General features: G+C 70.6%; 21 protein-coding genes. 5 read left to right on the top strand and 16 right to left on the bottom strand.

Going from position 1 to position 20,125, the window contains the following annotated elements:
* Both HKK72_RS24770 and HKK72_RS24765 read left to right on the top strand, forming a co-directional pair.
* Positions 1 to 721: LysR substrate-binding domain-containing protein (locus tag HKK72_RS24770; RefSeq protein WP_187236818.1), on the top strand; the 721-nt coding region annotated here is incomplete at its 5' end.
* A gap of 44 nt (positions 722 to 765) precedes the next feature.
* Positions 766 to 1,947 (top strand): saccharopine dehydrogenase family protein, encoded by a 1,182-nt coding sequence (locus HKK72_RS24765; protein WP_187236817.1) that lies wholly within the window; start codon positions 766 to 768, stop codon positions 1,945 to 1,947.
* A gap of 60 nt (positions 1,948 to 2,007) precedes the next feature.
* Here HKK72_RS24765 and HKK72_RS24760 read toward each other — a convergent pair whose 3' ends face one another.
* The 12 genes from HKK72_RS24760 to HKK72_RS24705 form a co-directional block, all read right to left on the bottom strand.
* On the bottom strand, positions 2,008 to 2,535 hold the full coding sequence (locus tag HKK72_RS24760) for a 3-isopropylmalate dehydratase small subunit (RefSeq protein WP_187236816.1): 528 nt from the start codon (positions 2,533 to 2,535) through the stop codon (positions 2,008 to 2,010).
* An 80-nt stretch (positions 2,536 to 2,615) separates the two neighbouring features.
* On the bottom strand, positions 2,616 to 3,896 hold the full coding sequence (locus HKK72_RS24755; protein WP_187236815.1) for a 3-isopropylmalate dehydratase large subunit: 1,281 nt from the start codon (positions 3,894 to 3,896) through the stop codon (positions 2,616 to 2,618).
* The gene (locus HKK72_RS24750) at positions 3,893 to 5,155 is read right to left on the bottom strand and encodes an aconitase/3-isopropylmalate dehydratase large subunit family protein (RefSeq protein ID WP_187236814.1); all 1,263 of its coding nucleotides are present in this window, start codon (positions 5,153 to 5,155) and stop codon (positions 3,893 to 3,895) included. The genes HKK72_RS24755 and HKK72_RS24750 overlap by 4 nt, the downstream gene beginning before the upstream one ends.
* Positions 5,152 to 5,703, bottom strand: a complete 552-nt coding sequence (gene leuD, locus HKK72_RS24745; RefSeq protein WP_187236813.1) for a 3-isopropylmalate dehydratase — start codon at positions 5,701 to 5,703, stop codon at positions 5,152 to 5,154. The genes HKK72_RS24750 and leuD overlap by 4 nt, the downstream gene beginning before the upstream one ends.
* Positions 5,704 to 5,751: 48 nt before the next feature.
* Positions 5,752 to 6,831 carry an ornithine cyclodeaminase family protein gene (locus tag HKK72_RS24740; protein ID WP_187236812.1) on the bottom strand — a complete coding sequence of 360 codons (1,080 nt, stop codon included), beginning with the start codon at positions 6,829 to 6,831 and terminating at the stop codon, positions 5,752 to 5,754.
* A gap of 34 nt (positions 6,832 to 6,865) precedes the next feature.
* Positions 6,866 to 7,909, bottom strand: a complete 1,044-nt coding sequence (locus tag HKK72_RS24735) for an aminopeptidase P family N-terminal domain-containing protein (protein ID WP_187236811.1) — start codon at positions 7,907 to 7,909, stop codon at positions 6,866 to 6,868.
* On the bottom strand, positions 7,906 to 9,111 hold the full coding sequence (locus tag HKK72_RS24730; protein WP_187236810.1) for a M24 family metallopeptidase: 1,206 nt from the start codon (positions 9,109 to 9,111) through the stop codon (positions 7,906 to 7,908). Before HKK72_RS24730 ends, HKK72_RS24735 begins: the two co-directional genes overlap by 4 nt.
* Before the next feature lie 46 nt (positions 9,112 to 9,157).
* Positions 9,158 to 9,937 carry an ABC transporter ATP-binding protein gene (locus tag HKK72_RS24725; protein ID WP_187236809.1) on the bottom strand — a complete coding sequence of 260 codons (780 nt, stop codon included), beginning with the start codon at positions 9,935 to 9,937 and terminating at the stop codon, positions 9,158 to 9,160.
* Between the two features lie 9 nt (positions 9,938 to 9,946).
* Positions 9,947 to 10,855 carry an ABC transporter permease gene (locus HKK72_RS42325; protein ID WP_187236808.1) on the bottom strand — a complete coding sequence of 303 codons (909 nt, stop codon included), beginning with the start codon at positions 10,853 to 10,855 and terminating at the stop codon, positions 9,947 to 9,949.
* A complete protein-coding gene (locus tag HKK72_RS24715; protein ID WP_187236807.1) occupies positions 10,852 to 11,904 on the bottom strand; it encodes an ABC transporter substrate-binding protein in 1,053 nt (350 codons plus the stop codon). Before HKK72_RS24715 ends, HKK72_RS42325 begins: the two co-directional genes overlap by 4 nt.
* Positions 11,905 to 12,011: 107 nt before the next feature.
* Positions 12,012 to 12,509, bottom strand: coding sequence for a MarR family winged helix-turn-helix transcriptional regulator (locus HKK72_RS24710; RefSeq protein ID WP_187236806.1), 498 nt, complete (start codon positions 12,507 to 12,509; stop codon positions 12,012 to 12,014).
* Between the two features lie 350 nt (positions 12,510 to 12,859).
* Positions 12,860 to 13,822, bottom strand: a complete 963-nt coding sequence (locus tag HKK72_RS24705; protein WP_315987429.1) for a phosphoribulokinase — start codon at positions 13,820 to 13,822, stop codon at positions 12,860 to 12,862.
* Positions 13,823 to 13,959: 137 nt separating this feature from the next.
* Here HKK72_RS24705 and HKK72_RS24700 point away from each other — a divergent pair, with 137 nt between their 5' ends.
* The 3 genes from HKK72_RS24700 (at position 13,960) to HKK72_RS24690 (ending at position 16,948) form a co-directional block, all read left to right on the top strand.
* Complete coding sequence (locus HKK72_RS24700) at positions 13,960 to 14,616, top strand: response regulator (protein ID WP_187236805.1); 657 nt, start codon at positions 13,960 to 13,962, stop codon at positions 14,614 to 14,616.
* Positions 14,613 to 15,770, top strand: a complete 1,158-nt coding sequence (locus HKK72_RS24695; RefSeq protein WP_187236804.1) for a sensor histidine kinase — start codon at positions 14,613 to 14,615, stop codon at positions 15,768 to 15,770. Before HKK72_RS24700 ends, HKK72_RS24695 begins: the two co-directional genes overlap by 4 nt.
* A gap of 68 nt (positions 15,771 to 15,838) precedes the next feature.
* Positions 15,839 to 16,948: a hypothetical protein gene (locus HKK72_RS24690; RefSeq protein WP_315987428.1), complete on the top strand. Its 1,110-nt coding sequence runs from the start codon at positions 15,839 to 15,841 to the stop codon at positions 16,946 to 16,948.
* On the opposite strand, the gene HKK72_RS24685 is transcribed toward HKK72_RS24690, so the two are convergent.
* The 4 genes from HKK72_RS24685 to HKK72_RS24670 form a co-directional block, all read right to left on the bottom strand.
* Positions 16,900 to 17,526, bottom strand: coding sequence for a hypothetical protein (locus tag HKK72_RS24685; RefSeq protein WP_187236803.1), 627 nt, complete (start codon positions 17,524 to 17,526; stop codon positions 16,900 to 16,902). The two genes, HKK72_RS24690 and HKK72_RS24685, sit on opposite strands and share 49 nt — an antisense overlap.
* A 57-nt stretch (positions 17,527 to 17,583) precedes the next feature.
* Positions 17,584 to 18,234 (bottom strand): hypothetical protein, encoded by a 651-nt coding sequence (locus tag HKK72_RS24680; RefSeq protein ID WP_315987427.1) that lies wholly within the window; start codon positions 18,232 to 18,234, stop codon positions 17,584 to 17,586.
* Positions 18,221 to 19,837 carry a vWA domain-containing protein gene (locus HKK72_RS24675; RefSeq protein ID WP_187236802.1) on the bottom strand — a complete coding sequence of 539 codons (1,617 nt, stop codon included), beginning with the start codon at positions 19,835 to 19,837 and terminating at the stop codon, positions 18,221 to 18,223. The genes HKK72_RS24680 and HKK72_RS24675 overlap by 14 nt, the downstream gene beginning before the upstream one ends.
* A partial coding sequence (locus HKK72_RS24670) for a toxic anion resistance protein (RefSeq protein ID WP_187236801.1) occupies positions 19,834 to 20,125 on the bottom strand: 292 nt, incomplete at its 5' end. The genes HKK72_RS24670 and HKK72_RS24675, both read right to left, overlap by 4 nt.

Here is a 20,125-nt window from a genome sequence, read left to right as displayed (position 1 = left end):
ACGGGCCGGCCGCGGTGTGCGGCTGACCCCTGCGGGTGAGGTGTACGCGGGATACGCGCGCCGGGTGCTCGGGCTGCTGGACCAGGGCCGGGCGGCGGCCAGGGGCGAGGACGACCCGGGCCGGGGACGGCTGCGGCTCGCCTCGGTCACGACGGCGGCCGACCAACTGCTCCCCGCTCTGCTCGCGTCCTTCCGGGCCCGCCGGCCGCAGGTCGACCTCGCCCTGGAGGTCGGCCCGAGCATCCGGGTGTGGAACCGGCTGGCCGAGCACGAGGCCGACGTGGTGCTGGGCGGGCGCCCCCCGGCGGGCGTGCCCGTCACCGTCCTCGCCGTCCGCGCCAACGACCTGGTCGTCGTGGCCGCGCCGGACGTCGCGGCGGGCTTCGTCCTCGGCACCACCCCGTGGGTGATGCGCGAGCCCGGGTCGGGCACCCGGGCCACCGCCGAGGCCTACCTCGCCGACCACGCCGCAGACCCTCCGCAGCTGGTACTGGGCTCGAACGGCGCCGTCATCGCGGGCGCCGCCGCGGGCCTCGGCGCCGCGCTGGTCTCGCGCGACGCGGTGGGTCCGGAACTGGCCGACGGCCGCCTCGCCGTCATCGACGCCCCGGGCATGCCGCTGAGCCGGCCGTGGCACGCGGTCGCCGGCGCCACTCCCACCGCGACCACCCGGCTGTTCGCCGAGCACCTCCTCGGCCGTTCCGGTTGGCGGCTGCCATGATCGGCCGACACAATCTGTCCGGACGCCGTGAAAGGGGACCCTCGATGACCGTCGGCCGCACCTACGACCTCGTCCTGTTCGGCGCCACCGGTTTCACCGGTCGCCTGACCGCCGAGTACCTGGCGGAGCACGCGCCGGAGCAGACCCGATGGGCGCTGGCCGGCCGTGACCGGGGAAAGCTCGAGACCCTGAGGAGCAGGCTCGCCGCCGTCAATCCCGCCTGCGCGGATCTGCCGCTGCTGCACGCCGACGTCACGGCGCCGAAGACCCTCGACGTCATCGCCGCCGCCGCGCGGGTCGTCATGACCACGGTCGGCCCGTACATCCACCACGGCGAGCCGCTGGTCGCCGCCTGCGCCGCCGCGGGCACCGACTACGTGGACCTGACCGGCGAGCCGGAGTTCGTCGACCTGATGTACGTGCGCCATCACGCGCAGGCGATGGCGAGCGGCGCGCGGATCGTGCACGCCTGCGGGTTCGACTCGATCCCGTACGACCTCGGCGCCTACTTCACCGTGCAGCACCTGCCGGAGGACTCGCCCATCCGGCTCGAGGGCTTCATCAGAGCCAAGGGTGTGCCCTCCGGCGGCACGACCCGTACGGCCATCACCGCGGTCTCGCGCGCCCGCCAGACGCTCCAGGCCGCGCGGGCGCGGCGCAGGGTGGAGCCGGAGCCGTCCGGTCGCCGCGTCCGCATGTACCGGGGCCTGTCGCGCTTCGCTCCGGTGTCAGGTGCGTGGACGACGCTGCCGCTGCCCACCATCGACCCGATGATCGTGGTGCGGTCGGCCGGCGTCCTCGACCGTTACGGCCCGGACTTCTCCTACGGCCACTTCTGCGCGGTGCGCAATCCGGCGATGGCGGTGGGCGCCGTCGCGGGAGCCACCGGGCTGCTCGTGCTTTCGCAGTTCCCGGCCGCCCGCGACGTGCTGCTGAAGCTCCGTGGCCCGGGGGACGGACCGTCCGCCGAACAGCGCGCCAAGAGCTGGTTCAACCTGCGGTTCGTCGGCGAGGGCGGCGGCAGGCGGGTCGTCACCGAGGTGGCGGGCGGCGATCCCGGCTACGGCGAGACGGCGAAGATGTTCGCCGAGGCCGCGCTGTGCCTGGTCTACGACGATCTGCCGGCCACGGCCGGGCAGCTGACCACGGCCGTCGCGATGGGCGACCCGCTGATCGAGCGGTTGCGGGCCGCCGGCATCACGTTCCGTGTGCTCAAGACCGCCTGACCACGCGGTCCGCTGAGCGGCCGCGTGGTCAGGGCGTGCGTCAGGGGTCGGGGTCCACCGTCACGCGGGACGGTCTCGGTTCCCCGCGGCCGGCTCGAACAGGTCGGCGCGCCGCGCCGCCAGCTTGATCAGCCCACCCTCTTCGAGCATCTCGAGGAGGAACGGGTCGGCGGGCGGCACCGTCCGCTGCACGCCCGTCGTCAGGTTCGTGAACGTCCCCTGGGCGATGTCGGCGCTCACCCGATCACCGCCGCTGACCAGGTCGGTGATTCCCTCGATCTCGAGCGCGGGCAGCCCGATCTCGAAGCAGTTGCGGTAGAAGGTCCGCGCGAACGTCCCGGCGACGACGCACCCGATGCCCGTCGCCCGCAGGGCCTTGGTGGCGATGGCCCGCCCGGACGACTGACCGAAGTGCCTGCCCGCGACGACGATGTCGCCCGGCTGAACCTCGGCGGGGAACGCCGGGTCGAGATCCTCCAGCACGTGCTTGACGATCTCTTCCATCGGCTCGAACACATAGCGCGACTTCACCAGCTGGTCGGTCGGAATGTTGTCGCCGAACTTCCAGCATCGCCCTTCGAACCTCATCGACACCCCTTGTTCTGTGGGTCGGCCCTCGTTCTGTGGTGGGCCCTCGTTCTGTGGTGGGCACAGATCCTGTGGCCGGCTCACCGCGAGCCGAGCCGATCGAGATCCGGTGCGATCTCGCGGGGGTCGGTGATCTGACCGGTCACCGCGGACGCGGCGACCGCCGCCGCGGAGGCGAGGTACATCTGGGCCTCGGTGCTCCCGTTGCGGCCGGGGAAGTTCCGGGCGTGGGTCGAGATCATCGCCTCGCCCGCGGCCATCGCGCCCATGTTGGCCGCCTGGTTGGAACCGGTGCTCGGCGGGAACCAGGTCGCACCGGCCTCGTGCAGCGGCAGGACCAGGCCACTGCGCTCGGCTTCGGCGAACACCTCCCGGCTGGAGGGGACGATGTTGAAGCGGACGTCCGGATGCACTTTGCGGTCACGGAGCACCGCCGCGGCCATCCGAATGTCCTCCAGCCGGCCGCCGCCGTGCCCTCCCAGCTCCGTCCACTGGACCGGGGTGCCCGCGGCCGCCTCGATCGGCTTGACGTTGCCGACGGTCGGCGGGCACGCGACCTGCGGCCCGATCCCGCCGACGTCGTACCGCAGGACCGCGGACGCCTCTCCGCCGTCGCTGCGCTCCAATCCCCCGTACGCGTCGCCGGGGAGGCCGGCCGCGAACGCCTCGGTCACCTCGTCGGGCTCGACGTACCCGCACTTGGCTCCCAGGTCCACGCAGAGCAGGGGGAACAGCCATCGATCCCAGAACGGCATCGCCTTGACGTACGGCCCGGCAAACTCCAGGGCCGCGTAGATCATGCTGCCCTCGCCCATCTGGCCGACCAGCCAGAGCGCGATGTCCCGCGGGGTCGTGCCCGGCGCCGGCGTGCCGTCCAGCTCGATCCGCACCGTGTGCGGCACCTTGAACCACGCCTTGCCGTACGGGAGCACCGTCCCGGCGTGCGAGTCGTTGCCGAGCGCGACGGCGAGGGCGCCGAGGGCACCGTGCACGGGCGTGTGGCTGTCCGATCCGACCACGATCATCCCGGGTCGGATGAGCCCGCGCCGAACCGCCACGTGGTGGATGTTCCCGCTGCCGCAGTCGAAGAGGTGGATGCCGTGGCGGCGGGCCCATTCACGGTTGGACTTCAGGACCGTCGCCTGGCGTTCGGTCGCCGGCGAGAAGTGGTGGTCGAACACCATGACGACCCGCTCCGGATGACGGATCGGCAGCTTCACCTCCTCTTCGAAGACCTTGGCGGTCAGGTACCCGCTCAGGTCGTGCATGATGAGCCGGTCGACCTCCGCGACCACGATGTCGCCGGGCTCCACGGACGGCCGGCCACCGGCCCGGGCGAGGATCTTCTCGACGAGGTTCACCGGAGCACTTCCTGCGGGTTGGTGATGGATCCCCGGATCGCCGACGCGGCGGCGGTGGCCGGGCTGCTCAGGTAGATCTGCGACTGGTAACTGCCCATGCGGCCCTGGAAGTTGCGGTTGGCCGTCGAGAGGGTGACCTCACCGTCCGCCATCGCTCCGCCGTTGCCCGCGCACGCGCCGCAGCCGGGGTTGGTGATCGTGGCGCCGGCCTCGATCAGCGTCGAGAGGACGCCCTCGGAGGCCGCCTTGGACATGATCGTGCTCGACGCGGGGGTGACGATCAGCCGGACGCCCGGCGCCACCTTGTTGCCCGCGAGGACCTCGGCCGCGATCACCAGGTCGTCGTACTTCGCGTTCGCGCACGACCCGATGAAGACCTGGTGCAGCGGCGTTCCGGCGACCTCGTCCACCGGCACCACGTTGTCGACGTTGTGCGGGCAGGCGATCTGCGGGCCCAGCTCCCGGCCGTCGATGGTCTCGACCTGCCGGTATTCGGCGCCGGTGTCGGGCAGCAGTTCCTCGAAGGCGTCCGGGCCCACGCCGACGTCGGCCAGATAGCGCCGGGTGACCTCGTCCGGGGGGACGAAGGCGTTCTTAGCGCCCATTTCCATGGCGAGGTTGCAGAGGGTCATCCGCTCGGAGACCGACAGCGACTCAACGTAGGACCCGTGGAACTCCACCGAGCAGTAGGTGGCGCCGTCGGCGGTGATGTCCCCGATCAGCTTGAGCATGATGTCCTTGGGGTACGTCCCCTTCGGCAGCGGCCCCTCGATCACGATCTTGATCGACTCGGGAACGCGCATCCAGAGCTTTCCGGTCACCCACGCCGCCGTGATCTCGCTGAAGCCGACCCCGGTCCCGAATGCGCCCAGCGCTCCGTAGATCGTGGAATGCGAGTCGGTACCGATGATCAACTGACCCGGCCGGATGTGCCCGTTCTCCATCAGGACGACATGCGCGATGCCCGCGTTGACGTCGTAGAACTTCTTGACGCCCATCCGGTCGGCGAACTCCCGGCAGAGCCGGTGGTCTCCCGCGGTCTTGGCCGAGTTGGCCGGCGAGATGTGGTCCATGACCATGGCGATGCGGTCCACGTCGTAGAGCGTGTCGACGCCCATCCGCTCCAGCGTGCGGATGCAGCGCCAGCTCGCCGTGTGGCTCATGTACAGATCCGGGTACGCGTCGACGATCTGACCGGGTACGAGGCCCGTCTCCCCCGACGCCCGCTCGAGCGCCTTCTGCGCGAACGTCCTCGTCATCGAACGGTCTCCTCCTTGTTCGACGCCTGGTTCGACGCCTGGTTCGATGTCCCCTTCGACGCCGCGGTCAGGTAAGCGATCAGCCCCCCGGCTTCGAGGATGGTCCGCAGGGCCTCCGGGTACGGAGCGAACCGGAACCGCTCGTCGCCCACCTCCACGACACCGGCGGCGTAGTCGACCCACACCTCGCCACCGTCCCGTACGGCGTTCACGGCCTCGGGGCTCTCGACGGCGACCAGGCCGGTGTTGATGGCGTTGCGGAAGAACACCCGCGAGAACGACGCGGCGACCACCGCGGTGATGCCCGCCCCGATGAGGCAGGTCGACGCCTGCTCACGGGCGCTTCCGCACCCGAAGTTCCGCCCGGCCACCACGACCGAACTCGCCCGGAGCCGCTGCTGGACCTCGGGCCCGAGCGGTTCGAAGGCGTGCTCGGCCAGCTCGGCCGGATCGATGCTGACCAGGTATCTGCCCGGGATGATGACGTCGGTGTTCACGTCGTCGCCGAAGGCGATGCAGGTTCCACCCACGCGATGTTCCGTGGCCATGTCCGGTTCCTTTCTCTCCCCTGTGGTCCGGTGCTCGTCGGACAGGCCCTACGGGCTCGTCTCCTCGAGCAGCCAGTCCGTGGGAACCTCGTGGCCGAGGCCGCGTTCCTCGGCGAGCCGCAGCGCGCGGGCGCACACGGCGGCGAACTGCAGGCCCATGCCGGTGTTGTTGGCGAAGACGGTGATGTCGTCGGGGTCGCCGCGCCCGGGGGCCTCGCCGGCCAGCACCTCACCGAGCTCGCGGATGTCGTCCCAGGCCATGCGGCCGCGTTCGACCGGGCCGAGGATGTCGTACTGCTTGTCGTGGTGCACCTGCTCACGGGAGAGCACGACGATCCGGTCGGCCCGGTCGAACGTCGCGTCGTCGAGCTCCCGGCGCGTGGCGGTGCCGTCCGGATTCGTGATGCAGGTGACGTGGGTTCCCGGCTCCAGCCACGCGCCCTCGAAGCAGGGATCCATCGCCGCCGTGGCGCAGGTGACGATCCGGCAGCCGGCCACGGCGTCCCTCGGATGGTCGACGGCGACGATCCGCCGCCCCGTGCGCTCGGTCCACTCCTCGGCGAAGGCTTCGCGGTTCTTGGGCGTCGGGCTGTAGACGCGCACCTCCTCGACCTCCGGCCGTACGTAGAGGAGGAACTCCAGGTGGGCCTGCGCCTGCCAGCCCGAGCCGAACATCCCGGCCACGGTGACGTCCTTGTTCGCGAGCTCCCTGATGCCCAGGGCCGACGTGGCGCCCACGCGCATCTTCTGCACGAAGCTGTCGTGCAGGATCGCGAGCGGCTCCAGCGTCGTCATGCTGTAGAGGGTCACCAGGCCGACGTAGCGCCCGCCTGGCGCCGCCGGGATCAGCCTGCGCCGCTGCACACCGCCCGCCAGCGTCTCGACACCGGCGATGTCCGAGGTGATCCGCAGCGCCCACACGCCGCTGGAGACGTTGCCGCCCTCCTGCGACTTGAAGCGGAACCGAAAGCCCGGATGGCGCTCGTCCTCCACCGGGAAGTACGTGTGGTTGCGCGGCCGGTTCGCGGCCTTGCCCGCGGTCAGCTCCCGGTACGCCGTCTCGAGTGCGGAGATGGTCTCGTGCGCGGTCAGGACCTGTTCCACGTCGGCGTTCGACAGGATTCTCATCGCCACGCCCCCAATGCATCCAACATGATCGCCGTCATCCCTTCGTCAGACATTCGGCGCTCTGCTCGCCGATCAGCACGGTGTCGGCCACGACCGCCCGGCCCCCGCCCGGGAGGGCGACGTCGATCGTGATCGCGCCCACGGCGCCGAGGGCCAGCCGGGTGTCGCCCGCATGCCGCTCGAAGTCGCCGTTCGTCGCCAGGTCGGCCTGATTGGTCCAGGCCACGTCATGGACCGCTCCATCCGGGAGGCCGGCCAGTGCCGGCCGTGCCGCGGCCGACAGATCGGCCACCGACGCTCCGTCCTTCGCGGCGCCGATCGCCGCTCGCAACGCGGTGTCGAGCGCGGACGCCCAGGCCGGGCCCTCCGCACCGGCGACCACCCGGCCCGCGCGCAGCCAGCCGTACCGGTACTGTCCGGTGATCTCGATCGACGCGACGCCCCCACCGGTCGTGGCGGTGTCGACCAGCACTTCGGTGTAGCCGCCGCCGCGGAGCTCGCGCTCGGCGGCCGACACCCAGGCCGTCGCCGGGCCGGGCGGCGTGACCCGCGCCGCCGCGCGCGCCATCAGTGCGGCGCCGTCGCGCAGCAGCACCAACTCGTGCTCGGAGGGGACGAGCCGCTGCTCCCGCACCAGGCCGTCGAGCGGCCGAAGCTCCCAGTCCGGCGCCGCCGCCGTCAGCTCCGCCACGATCGACGCGGGCCACAGCCGCCCTTCGACGAGGCCGACGACACCCGGCTCGCGGCCGGCCAGGAGCTCCTGCACCAGCGGGCCGAAGCTCTTACCGCTGCGGAGGTCCTCGACGTTCGAGGTCCGCCGCATCCAGGTGTGCACGCGGGGTGAGAGCTTCGTGAGAAAGGCCGGGTCGCCGGTGGCCGGGACGGCCACGATGCCCTCGTTCCAGTAGATGCACAGGTTCGTGAGGTACCCGACGTCGTCGGAGCGGTAGACGTCTCCGTAGACCAGGGCGATGTCCACGCCGTCCGCCGCCAGGCGCCGCTGGAGCGCGCCGATCCGGCCGGCCCGCTCGCCCTCGGGGATCTCGGCGTGGTCGAGCACTACGAGGCCGCGCTTCATGATGCCCTCTCTTCGCTGGTGGAGAAGAGCTTGCGCTCAGTGCCGATGAGGATCTCGGCGCCCGTCTTCGTGACCACGACGGGGTCTCCGAGGACGTGGTAGCCGGCCAGCGGTGTGAAGGTGTTCGGGTGGATGATGAAGACCGCCCCTTCGGGGAGCACGGTCTCGTTCCCCTCGATGATCGGCGTCTCGTCGAGGTGCAGCCCGTGCCCGTGCCCTCTCACCCGGGTGTACTGGCTGGTGCAGTACTCCCCGTAGCCGTGCCGGCGGAAGACGTCGTTCTGCGCCACGGCGACCTCGTGGGCGGTCACCCCGGGCCGTACGACCGACACACCGGCGTCGACCGCCTCATTGAACAGATCGAACGACCGCCGCTGCCCGTCGCTCGGCTCGCCGACGACGGCCGACCGGCAGATCTGCAGCCAGTAGCCGTCCATCTGCGGCGTGAGCTCGGTGCGGACCATGTCGCCGTCCTCGAGCAGCCTGCGTCCCGGGGGGGTCATGCCGCGCACCTCGTCACCGCCAGAGGCGATGAGCATGAAGTTGTCCTCGGCGCCGAGGCGCTTCAGCTCGCTCTCCACCTCGGCCACGATCCGGTACTCGGGCAGACCCGGCTCGAGCACGTCGACGAAGGCCCGCCAGCCGGCCTCACAGACCGTGGCGCTGCGCCGCATCCGGGCGATCTCCCACGCGCTCTTGGTCAGGCGTACGTCGTCCATGAGGGCCGTCGCCGAAACGATCTCCGCGTTGGGCAGGGCACCGCGCAGCGTCTCCGCCAGCACGACCGGCAGGAGTTCGTTGTGGGCCACCCCGACCCGCTGCGGAGCCAGGTCGGCGAGGCGACTCGTGAGCCCCGCGGCAGCTGGCAGTTCCAGGACGCCGACGTCGGTCACCCACCCGCCCGCGGCGATCGCCGCGGCATCGGCCCGCCGCACCGAGAACGCGGTCGGCTCGCCGTCCGCGGGCAGCAGGACCAGCGCCACACTGCCCCGCACCGGCGCGTCGGTGAGGTAGCGGACGTTCTCCCGCCGCCACCCCGGGGCGAACGCCACCAGGGCGTCCAGCCCCTGTTCTGCCATCGCAGCGCGGATCAGGCCGTACCGCCTGTCGCGTTCGGCCCGGTCTTCGGCCGACGGCGGACCGCCCGCCGGCACTACGCCGGCCGGCGACGCGGTTCCGCCATTATCGAGTAGCCGTGTCATGTCCCCACCCATCAATGCGCGGTCGAGTGCTGCTGGGAAACGCAGTTCATGCGGAGGCTTCCTCCATGCGGATGAAGTCCCTGGTCACCTGCTTCTCGATCTCGAACAGCCGGTCGTCTTCCGGCAACCGGGGGTGCGGGATGTCGATGGGCAGGTCGAGATGCGTCGTGCAGGGCCTGGCCGTGACGACGAGCATCCGCGTGGAGAGGAAGACCGCCTCGCGGATGTTGTGCGTGACGAAGACGATCGTCCGTCCGGTGGCCTGCCAGATCCGCACCAGCTCCAGGCGGAGCTTGCGCGCTGTGATCTCGTCGAGCGCTGAGAACGGCTCGTCCGCGAGCAGAAGGTCCGGCTCGATCGCGAGCCCTCGCGCCAGCGACACGCGCTGCCGCATCCCACCGGACAGCCGCAGCGGGAAGTAGTCGCCGAATTCGGCCAGCCCCACGAGGTCGAGGTAGCGGTCGACGCGTTCGTTGGCCTCGGCCCGCGGGATCTTCATCTCGTCGAGCGGAAGCCGCACGTTGTCCCGGACCGTCCGCCAGTTCAGCAGACGCGGTTCCTGGAAGATGACCCCGATCTTCACGGCGGACCGCGACTTGACGCCGATCTCCGTACCGTTGATCACGATCCGGCCGGAGGTCACGTCGTCCAGCCCGTTGATGATGTTCAGAAGGGTCGACTTGCCGCAGCCCGAGGGGCCGAGAATCGAGAGCAGAGCACCGTCTTCGACATGGACCGTCAGGCCGTCGATCACCCGCAGTGGGGTTTCGCCCGCTCGCGGGAACTCCTTCTTGACGTTGTCGATGAGCAAATAGGAATCCGACACGACATTCTCCTAGCTCTGCACGCTCGGACGCCAGCGGGTCAACCACTTCTCGACCGGTTTCAGAATGACGAACTCGATCGCCAGCAGGACGATGGTGAACGCGATCGTCCAGGCGAGCACCTGGGTCATGTTGAAAAGGCCGAACCAGTAGTTCAACTGGTAACCGACTCCACTGGAGAGACCGATCAGTTCCACCACAGTGGCGATCTTCCACGCCGTTCCCAGCGCATAACGCAGAGCGGCCAGAATGTACGGGACCAACTGCGGGATAACGATCTTCCGAAGGATCGAGGCTCGCGAGAGGTGGAACGCCTTCCCCATATGGACAAGGGAGATGTCGATCGCCTTGACGCCCTGCCAGATATTGATGGCGACGGCCGGTATGGCGGTGACGCCGATGGCGATGATCGCCGCGAAGTCGTTCAGACCGAACCAGAGGATGGCCAGAATTCCGTACACCACGGAAGGCACTGTGAAGGCCACCATGACCCACGAATCGAGGAATTCCTCGCCGAACTTCGAGAGCCCCATCATGAGCCCGACGATCAGGCCCACGATCACCGCCATGGCCATTCCGGCGACGACCCGGAGGATGGTCTTGTAAAGATGGAAGTAAGTGTCGGATTCCTGGAGGTTCCCCCACAGCGCGGCGAACACCGCGCGCGGACCGGGCAGGACACTGTCCGCGAAGAACAGCGAGGCCACGAACCACAGCGCCACGAGGGCGATCAGGGACATCACGCGGCGGCGGGTGCCCTGGAACGTCCGGCGGGACGTCAGGATGACGTCCGCGACGTCCTTCGCCGGGGCCGGCGAGGCGCCGGCGACGTTCGGGAGCGGTGCGTCGGCCCCGATCACACCGGTGAGGCGGTCGGAGTCGACCTGGGCGCCGCCCTTGGCGGGCCGCTTCGCGTTCACGGCGCCGGCTGGAGGTCGAGACGGAAGAGCCCCTTCGGAGTCTCGGCGACGAACGCGTCCTTGCCGAGTACGCCGATCAGGCGCTGGATCAACTGCGTCTCCGCATCGACCTGTGCCTGGTCCCACTTGGTGATGTACCGGCTGCCGACGCGGTCCTTGAGCATCTGCGCGGCGCGCGGATCGGTGATCTTGATCTGCTGGGCGTAGGTGCCCCACACCTTCTCGTCGCCCTGGATGAACTTCAGCGAGTCGGCCAGCGCACCGGAGAAGGCCCGCAGCACCTCGCAGTTCTTCGCCGCGTAGCCGTCGTTCGACGCCACGGTGACGTGACCCGGGGGCCGGCCGAACTTCTTCTCGTAGTCGGCGGACATGTCACTGAGGACCTTGTACTTGCCCGACAGCAGCGCCTGGACGGTGGCGGTCGTCCCCAGCAGCGCGGCGTCGACCTTGCCCTGGTCAAGGAGGCCCATGAGGGCGGAGTCGGGCGCGTCGAGGACGTCCATCTCCTTGCCCATGTTGTCGATCCCGTAGACCTCCTTCGCGACCACCGACTGGATCCCGAAGGTGGCGCTTCCCCGGCCTCCGAAGGCGCCCAGCTTGTGACCCTTCAGATCGCCGAACGACTGGAGCGATGAGTTCTTGGGGGCGAAGACGATGTTCGAGGGCCCGGTGAGGATGTTGAAGATCACCGCGCCACGCCTGTTGGCACGGGCGACCGCCATCGCGGTGAGCCCTCCGAAGCCCACATCGACGACCTTCTCCCCGATCGCGGTGTGCAACGCGGACGGGTTCTGGAACTTCTTGATGTCGAGCTTCAGCTTGTGCTTCTCGGCGAAGCCCTGCTGCTCCATGACGAACGTGATCAAGTCCTGAGCGCCTGGGTTGACCCCGAGCTTCACCGTCTGGGTCGTGGTGAGCGGACCGGACCCGCACGTCGCGGACTTGGCCTGATCACCGCCCGACGAGGATGTCCCACCGCACGCGGTCGCGGTCAGCCCGACTACGCAAAGCGCGGCGAGCCCGACCCGGATCTGGGTAACGGACCTCATCTTCTCTCCCTTGGAATGGCGCGCTGGCGCCGCTTTTCCATTTCGTATCCATCAGTAGTTCGGATTCACATCCACTGGGGTGGGCGCTGACTGGTAACGAACAGGTTTCAGGGAAGGCCCGGCCGCTTACCCTTCACACCGGGCGACTCCGCGCTTCGCGACGCGGCTCCACCGGGCGTGGATTTGCCGGGATCTCCACTTCTGAAGTAGGTCGTCGCCGCTTCATAGATGGTGCTGAGTGATTGATGAAGCTGGTGCCTGGACTCCTCGGGCAGCACTCGCAGGAGGTCTTCGGTGACCCGTCCCAAGGCCAATTGACCGGCGACGCCCGCGGAATGGCCGAGAGGGGTCAGCTCGAGGTGGCGTTGCCGCCGATCATCGGGATTCTCTCCTCGAGTGAGCAGACCGCGGCGCACGAGTCCGTCGACGCTCTCCGACACGGTCGGCAGTGTCAGATTCCCGAAGGCCGCGAGGGCGGCAAGAGAGGTGTGCCCCTCACTCACCCTGACCAGCAGCCGATGCTGGCGGTACGTCAGCGGGATTTCGAGCTGGCTCAGCACCTTGTTGTTCAGACGGCTGAAACGGGCCGCCACGACGATGAGCAACTGCGCAGTGGGCTCGATCTCGGGAATCCGCTCACGCTCCGCCACAGTGCCGCTCTCTAAGGTAGATGGATGGAGATACTTAGGGACCCATATTGAATACTTAGGGGCCCATAGTGAATCCATTGATCCCCAGTGTCAAGGGGTTACGACGAAGCCGTTCACCATGGGTTCGCGCGGCCGCGGACCGGCACGACACCTCGTGTGGGCACGGGAGGGCACACCACATGCGATGACCTGCGGAATCGCCGGATCAAGGCCCCACCCGGGCCGGCGACATCCGGGTACTCGGCGGTACTCGCGTACGCCGTCCGTCCCGCTCTGGCGGGTGCCGGGGACGGGGAACGCCCAGGTCAGGCGGCCTGACGGCGGTCGGCGTCCAGAATGTGATACAGCAGGAGCAGCTGCGTGATCGCGAGCGGATCGCTGGTGGTGCCGTCGGCGATCCGGCCCAGTGAGCGCGGCACCCCGGCGGGCACCTCCAGGCGTTCCCAGATCGCCTGCTTCACCGTCTCGGACTGCTCGGGCGACACGTAGCCGTGCACGTGCAAGGCGTCGACCGGGCGGCCGTCGGTGTCGCGGTGCAGCCGCAGGTGCATGGCGGCCCCCTCGGCCCCGGGCTCGGCGTCCTTGACCACGCCGGCGAGCTCGGGATGGTCGATGGTCGGGCGCAGCAGGAGTTCGGCCGACAGCGGGGTCGCAGGCGGATCCGCGCGCCCTGCGACCGGTGCGAACCGCACCACGATGTCGGCCCGGCGGCGCTGCGGGCGGATGTACGCGGCGCTCTCGGACTCGCGGCGGACCAGCTCGGCGCGCACCTGCTCGGGCGTGTACCCGCGCTTGGCGCAGTCGCGCTCGATCTTCCAGGCGTGCCTCAGCTCCTCGGGCGGGTCGAGGAAGACCGTGATGTCGAAGCACGCGCGGGCCGGCCGGCTGTAGAGCGGCAGCAGGCCCTCCACGATGACGAAGTCCCGGGGCTCGACCAGCTCGGGCCGCACCAGCCGTCCGGTGGCGTGGTCGTACACCGGTTTGAGGATCGGCTCGCCCATCGCCAGGAGCTGCAGATGCTGCTCCATGATGTCGATGTGGTTGCAGTCGGGATGCAGTGCCGTGAACGGCCGGCTCCTGCGCTCCTCGCGGTCGTAGCGGTGATAGTCGTCCACGCACACCGCGGTCATCCGATCGGCGCCGAGGCACTCGACCAGGCCCCGGGTCAGGGTGGTCTTACCCGCCGCGCTGTCACCGGCGATGGCGAGCATGACGGGACGCCGACCTGATCCGCGCGCCCGGAGCATGTGCACGAGGCGATCCGGCACCTGGTCCTCCGTCCATGGACTCCCGAGTCGTCGCATCGGACGGTACGGCGCGGTGGCCGGCCCTTCCTCACCCGTTGGGGTGAGGGCAAGGGGGATATGACCTACTCGCGAGTAGCCTCGCTTGTTATGTTGCCGGAATGACCGCCCCGGTGCGCGTCGTCCTCGTCGACGACCACGAGATGATCCTCGCCGGGCTGTCGGCGATGCTCGCCGGCTTTCCCGGCCGCGTCCGGGTGGTCGGCCAGGCGGCCACCGCCGCCGAGGCCACCCGCCTGGTCACCGCGCTGCGGCCCGACATCGTGCTGCTGGACGTGCGGCTGGGCGGCGAGAGCGGCCTCGACCTGTGCCGGTCACTCAGCGAGCAGGCGTCCGGTACGCGGGTGGTGTTCCTCTCGGTGTACGAGGACGAGCCGTACGTCTTCGAGGCGCTGCGCGCCGGCGCTGCCGGCTATCTGCTCAAACGGGTCGACGGCCCCGAGCTGCTGCGGCGGCTCGAGGACGTGGTGCGCGGCGAGATCGTCGTCGATCCGGCCCTCGCCGGCCGGATGACCGCCAGCGCCGCGCGGCTGCGCCGGGGCGAGTTCTGGCCGGGCGCGGGCCGGGGGCTGACCCAACGCGAGAGCGAGGTGCTGTCGCTGCTCGTGACGGGCCTGTCCAACCGGGCCATCGCCCGCCGGCTGGTCCTGAGCGAAGAGACGGTGAAGAGCCATCTGCGCGCCGTCTACCGCAAGCTCGAGGTCGGCGACCGGTCGGCCGCCATCGCCACCGCCCTCCGCGACGGCCTGTTCCGATGACGGCGAGGGCCGCAGGCTCCGTCCCGCCGGTCGAGACCCTGATGGCGCGCGGGCCCGATCTGCTCGCGCGGGCCCTCTCGACGGCGTGTTCGGACCGGGAGTTGCCCGGCCTCGCAGCCGAGCTGGCCGAGCTCGTGGTCGCCTCGGCGACCAGCCTGAGCTCCTGTACCGTCTACGTCCTCGACGAGGACGAACGCGTCCTCGAACACCCGGGCTCGGCTCCGGTGCCGCTCGGTGAGGGGCGGGTCGGCTGGGCGGCGTCGCACGGGCTGGCCCGCTCGCACGAGGACGGGCGGGGCGCCGCGCTGCCCGTACGGTCCCGCGACACCGGCACGACCGTCGCCGTGATCGACGTACGGTCCGCGCGGCACTGCCTGGACGAGGATCTGGAGCTCGTCACCGCCCTGGCGGCGCTGCTGTCCCCCGTGCTCTGCGCCGCACGGCGCCTGCGCACCGCCAGGGAGCGGGAGCGTTCTGCCGAACGGTTCGCCGAACGCGCCATCGAGGTGCAGGAGGCCGAGCGCGCCCGGCTCGCCCGCGACGTCCACGACGGCATCGCCCAGCGGCTGGCCGGACTCGGTTTCCACCTCTCGGCCGCCGACCGGGCCCTGCCCGGCCACAGGGAGCAGGCCCGCACTCAGATCCGCCTCGCCCGCGGGCTGTGCGAGCTGGCGGCGGCCGAGACCCGGGCGACGATCGGCGGACTGCGCCCTCCGGTGCTGGACGACCTCGGGCTGTCCGCGGCGCTGGCCGCACTGGCCCGGGAGGCGGGCCGGCGGCAGGCCTCCCTGGATGTCGGCATGGCGGTGTCCGGTGAGCTGGCCGCGGCCCTCCCCGACCATGTCCAGACGGCGCTCTATCGCATCGCCCAGGAGGCCGTCGGCAACTGCCTGCGGCACGCCGCCGCGCAGTGCGTCGACATCGTGCTGGCGCAGGGCCCGGATCGGGTCGTCCTGACGGTCGTCGACGACGGGGCCGGGTTCTCCCGCCAGGACGTGCTCTCGCCCGGCGGCCGCCCCGGGACCTACGGGCTGCGCGGTATGGCCGAACGCGCGGAACTGCTCGGCGGCCGGCTGAGCATGACGAGCCGGCCCGGCGCGGGCACCACCGTGCGCGTCACCGTTCCGGTGCCTTCCGAGCGTGACGGGGCGTAGATTAGCCTGGCGATCAACAATTCCATGCCCTTCGTTCGAGCCGCCCCGGCCCGATCACGAGGAGTCCCGTGACAGCCGTCCTAGTCGTGATGTGCCTCTTGGTCGGAGCCCTGGAACTGTACGCGGGAAGGCGGCACAGAAAGCAGGCCGAGGACTTCCAGCGCCGCATCGACGAGCTGAGAACACAGGTCGGCAAGCAGAGCAACGTCCTCGTCACCGTCGGCGAGCAGCTCACCGCCGAGGTCGCCAAGGTCAAACGGGACGTGCTGCCCGGCCTCGACTCCCGGCTGCGCAGCAACACCGTGCAGCTGGACCGGTTCCGGCAGTTGCTCGGCCAGGCCGACGAGTACATGAAGGCGCAGGCGACGCGGCTGCACGACCTGGAGAAGCAGAAAATCATCCTGTCGGCGCTGCGCCGCAAACTGACCGACGTCGAGAGCTCGATGCGGCCCCTGCTGACGGCGGGTGACGCGGCGGAGGACGAGGACGGCGCCAAGGTCGAGACGGCGCTCACCCGCATCTCCGACCTCGAACGCGGCGGCGACGAGATGCTCGACCTGCAACGCGACCTCACGCAGGCGCTGGAGGACGTCGAGGACGTCGTCACCGACCTGCTCCGTTACACCTCCGACGAACTGGACGAGGCGGTCACCGCCTCGCTGACCGGCCGTCCCCCTGACGGCACGACGGTCGCCGGGCGGCTGTGGTGCGCGGACCCGCAGGTGCGTGACGTACTGGTCGAGGTGTACGAACGGTGCCTCGGGGCCGGCCTGCTCCACGTCAGGTTCAAGACCACCGACGACGAGCCCGGGCGGCTGCGCTACTTCCTGTCCGGCCGCGGCATGTCCGAACTCGCCCGTGGCTACGCCGCGCTGCTGATCTCGATCGGGATGGACCTGCAGCGAGGGCGGCGGCAGCCGGCCGACGCGGCCGCGCTCCGGGCACTGCTGCGCGCCATGCACGAGGGCGAGGGCGCCACCGCGCAGATCGGCCCGCTGATCGTCGTGCGCACCCCCGAGGCGCTGATCTGCGGGGTGCTCAGGCACTCGCAGGGGCTGGAGTTCGAGAACTACGGGCTGCTGTGGGACCACGCCGCCGCGGCGGACCGGCTGCGGCGGCTCCCCGCCCATCAGGTCTGGGATCTCACCGCCTGGGCGGCCCAGTCCCCCGAGGCGTAGGCGTGCACCGCCCCTGACGACCGGTCGGCGAACCGCACGAACAACGGGCAGTTCACCGTGCCCGTGACCGGATCGACCTCCACGCACAGGCCGATCCCCGCACCGGGGTCGAGGAGCACGACGTTCTCCACGGCCCGGGCCGCCCGTACGGCGGGGACCACCGAGCCCTCGTCGGCGACGGCGAACAGCGACTCGAAGGTGAGCCTTCGCGCGTAGCGCAGCAGACCCGTCGCGTCGAGGACCCGGGTGCCGGCCGCCGTGGCCTCGCCCGTGATCACGACGCCGATGGAGCGCACGTCGCGGCCGCGCACGTAGATCTCCCGCTGCGGCTCGCTCCGGGCGGCGCGGGCCCGCAGGGACAGGCCGAACCCCGAGTCCGCGCTGTGGAAGACACCGGCACCGATCATCGATGCGCGCTCGGCGAAGCGCACCGAGCCGATCGTCACCGAGCTCCCCGGCACGAAGACCTCGAGCCCCTTGACCAGCAGCTTCCAGATCGCCCTTTCGGTCAGCAGGGAGACAAAGCCCTCCCAGGAACCTCGTGATGGATCAGGTTCGTCATCGTCCCCGGTGACCATGCGGCCATCCTCCGATGCCGTGCCCTCCGCCGACAAGGGCCCCGGTGGATCTTGAGGTCAGGAGTCGGGCGACGCGGGGAGGTCGAGCCCGCTGCGCCTGCCGCGTTCCTGCAGGTAGCGCGTCTGGTCGCGGAGCCGCTGCGCGTCCGTCTCGTACACCCGCTCGGCGGTACGGCGTACTTGGTCGGCGATGAGCCCGAGCTGAGCGTTGAGCTCGTCGGCGGCGGTGCGCCGCTCGCCGCCCCCGCGCCCGGCGGCGAACCAGCCGGGCAGGTTGAGGTAGGACTCGAAGCCTTCCGGCAGGTCGGTCCGGATGACCCTGACGACCTCGTGCAGCGCGTCCGGATCGGCGGTCAGCGCGTCCGCGCGGGCGAGCAGCTCGCGCAGCATCTCGATGATGTCCCTGAACCGCACCATGGCCGGCGGCGGCATCCGCCCCGCGTGCGCGGCCACCCGCTCCACCATCCGGTCGAGGTCGGCGCGCAGCAGGCCGGTCTCGGCGGAGGCGTCCTCGAGCTCCAGCACCAGGGTCACCTTCTCCGGGGGTGCGGCGAGCGCCCCGGCGGCGTACAGCCCGGCCACCACGAACGGCCAGTACGATCCCACGGCTCCGGCCAGGTACAGGCCGAGTCCGATCAGCCCGCACACCGAGCCGACCAGGTTCTTCGTCGAGCCCAGATAGCCCCCGACCCGCCTACTGATAGCCACGGATCTCCTTGAACACGGCCTCGAGCGACTGCGAGCGCGCGTCGAACGTACGGCCCCCCGTGAGCGTCGCCAGCTCGGTCATCTGCCCGGTCGCCGCCTCGCCGAACAGGACCGGGAAGACCGGCACGCCGCGCACCTCCGCCGGCTGGGCCGCAAGCCACGAGCGCAGGTTCTCCAGTGCGATGCCGCGGTTGTTCTCGCCGTCGGACATGAGCACGATCGAGGTGAACCGGCCGTCGTCGCGCCGCTGGGCGAGGATCTCGTAGGCCCGCTGCACGCTCGTGTAGACGGCGGTGTTGCCGCCGACGCCCAGCGACTCGGTGTAGGACCGGACGCGGGCCAGCTCGGCCGCGGGATCCTTCTCGGGGACGACGAACGACCGGGGCTCGCGCGGGGCGTCGCTGAACGGGATCAACGTCACCTCCTCGCGGTTGTGGAAGCGCTGGAACCGGCCGGCCAGTGAGGCGTCCGCCCCGGTGAGCGCGGCCAGTGCCGCCTTGAGCGCGGCGAGCCGCTGCCCCGCCATGGAGCCGGACACGTCCAGGACGTAGACGGTGCGCGCCGGGCGGCGGATCCGGTCGAAGTAGGCGCCGATGAGCGCGTCCACCGCGTCGAGCCGAGCGGGGAACGGCAGCTCCGGCGGCGCCGTCCGGAACCGCCCGTCCGGCCGGACCTGGGGATTCACCGGTCGCCGGTGAGCCTGCGTCATGATCCGCCGCTGCACGTCGGGCCGCCGCAGATAGTCGGTGAGCCTGTGATGACCGTCGCGGGCGCCGTCGGACGCGCCGGCCAGCAGGGTGAGCGGGTAGTCGGCGGTGACCACTCCGTCGGCGGGATGGACGATCGTCAGCCGCTCGTGCAGCCGCCCGGACTCGTTCAGCGAGAGCAGCACGGACTCGTAGTTCACCAGCCCGTCCACCGGCGGGCCGGCCGAGGCCCCTTGGGCGACGCGGCGGACGTAGGAGTCCGAGAGCCAGCCAGACGACCCCGCGGTGAGGGTCTGACCGGCGAAGAAGCCCTCGAGCCGGGGCGCGATCCGGTCGATGCTCGCGGCGTCGAGTGCCGCGCCGTCGCCGGACAGGGCCGCGGCGACGGCCACGAGGGCCGAGAAGCCCGAGTTCGAGGCGGCCGGGCTGGTCATTCCGTAGGTGAAGCCCTGCTCGGCCACCGCCCGCGCGACGCCGGCCCAGGTCGGCGGCTTGGCGTCCCAGCCGAGCCGGGCCGCGACCGAGGCGCGCACGCCGAGGACCACCGGCGATGACATCGTCTTCGTGGCCGTGCCGAGCCTGCTCTGAGCACCGGGATGCAGGGACAGGTAGCGGTTGGAGGAGAACCAGATGGCGTCGTAGCGGCCGTCGACCTTGCCGTCGAGGACCCGCTGCACGCCGTCGAGCGTGCCCGCGTAGTCCATCTGGACCCGTACGCCCGTGTCGCGCTCGGCCTGGGCAAGGATCGGCCCGAGGTCGGCCAGCTCGCTGCCGCCGAGCACCCGCAGCACCGCGCGCCCGTCGCCCTTGCCGTCCCCGCCCTGGCACGCCGCGGCGAGGAGGACTGCCGTGGCCATGAGCGCCGCGGCGACGCTCCGCCGTATCCGCCGGTTCATGACTCCGGCTCGTGGCGGCCGTGAGCGCGCTCGAGATGGGCACCGGCCCGGCCGAGCTCGGAGCCGAGCGCGTCGACGGTCTGCTGCATGTTGGTGACGGCCTGCGCCTTGAACGTGTCGATGGCGTCGATCGTCTGGTAGATCTGCTCGAACGACGCGCGCAGCGTCTGGACGCTCACCGCGGGGTCGGCCGCGATCCGCTGGATCTCGGCGCTCTGCCCCGCGAGCATCTCGGCGTTCGCGCGGATGAGGTCGTCGGTCGTCGCGCGCAGCGCGTTGACCTGTTCG

The sequence above is a fragment of the Actinomadura sp. HBU206391 genome, from assembly GCF_014323665.1.
Lineage (GTDB): Bacteria > Actinomycetota > Actinomycetes > Streptosporangiales > Streptosporangiaceae > Actinomadura_C.
The sequence above is the reverse complement of the archived record's forward strand: the minus strand, read 5'-3'. Positions and strand labels throughout refer to the sequence as shown.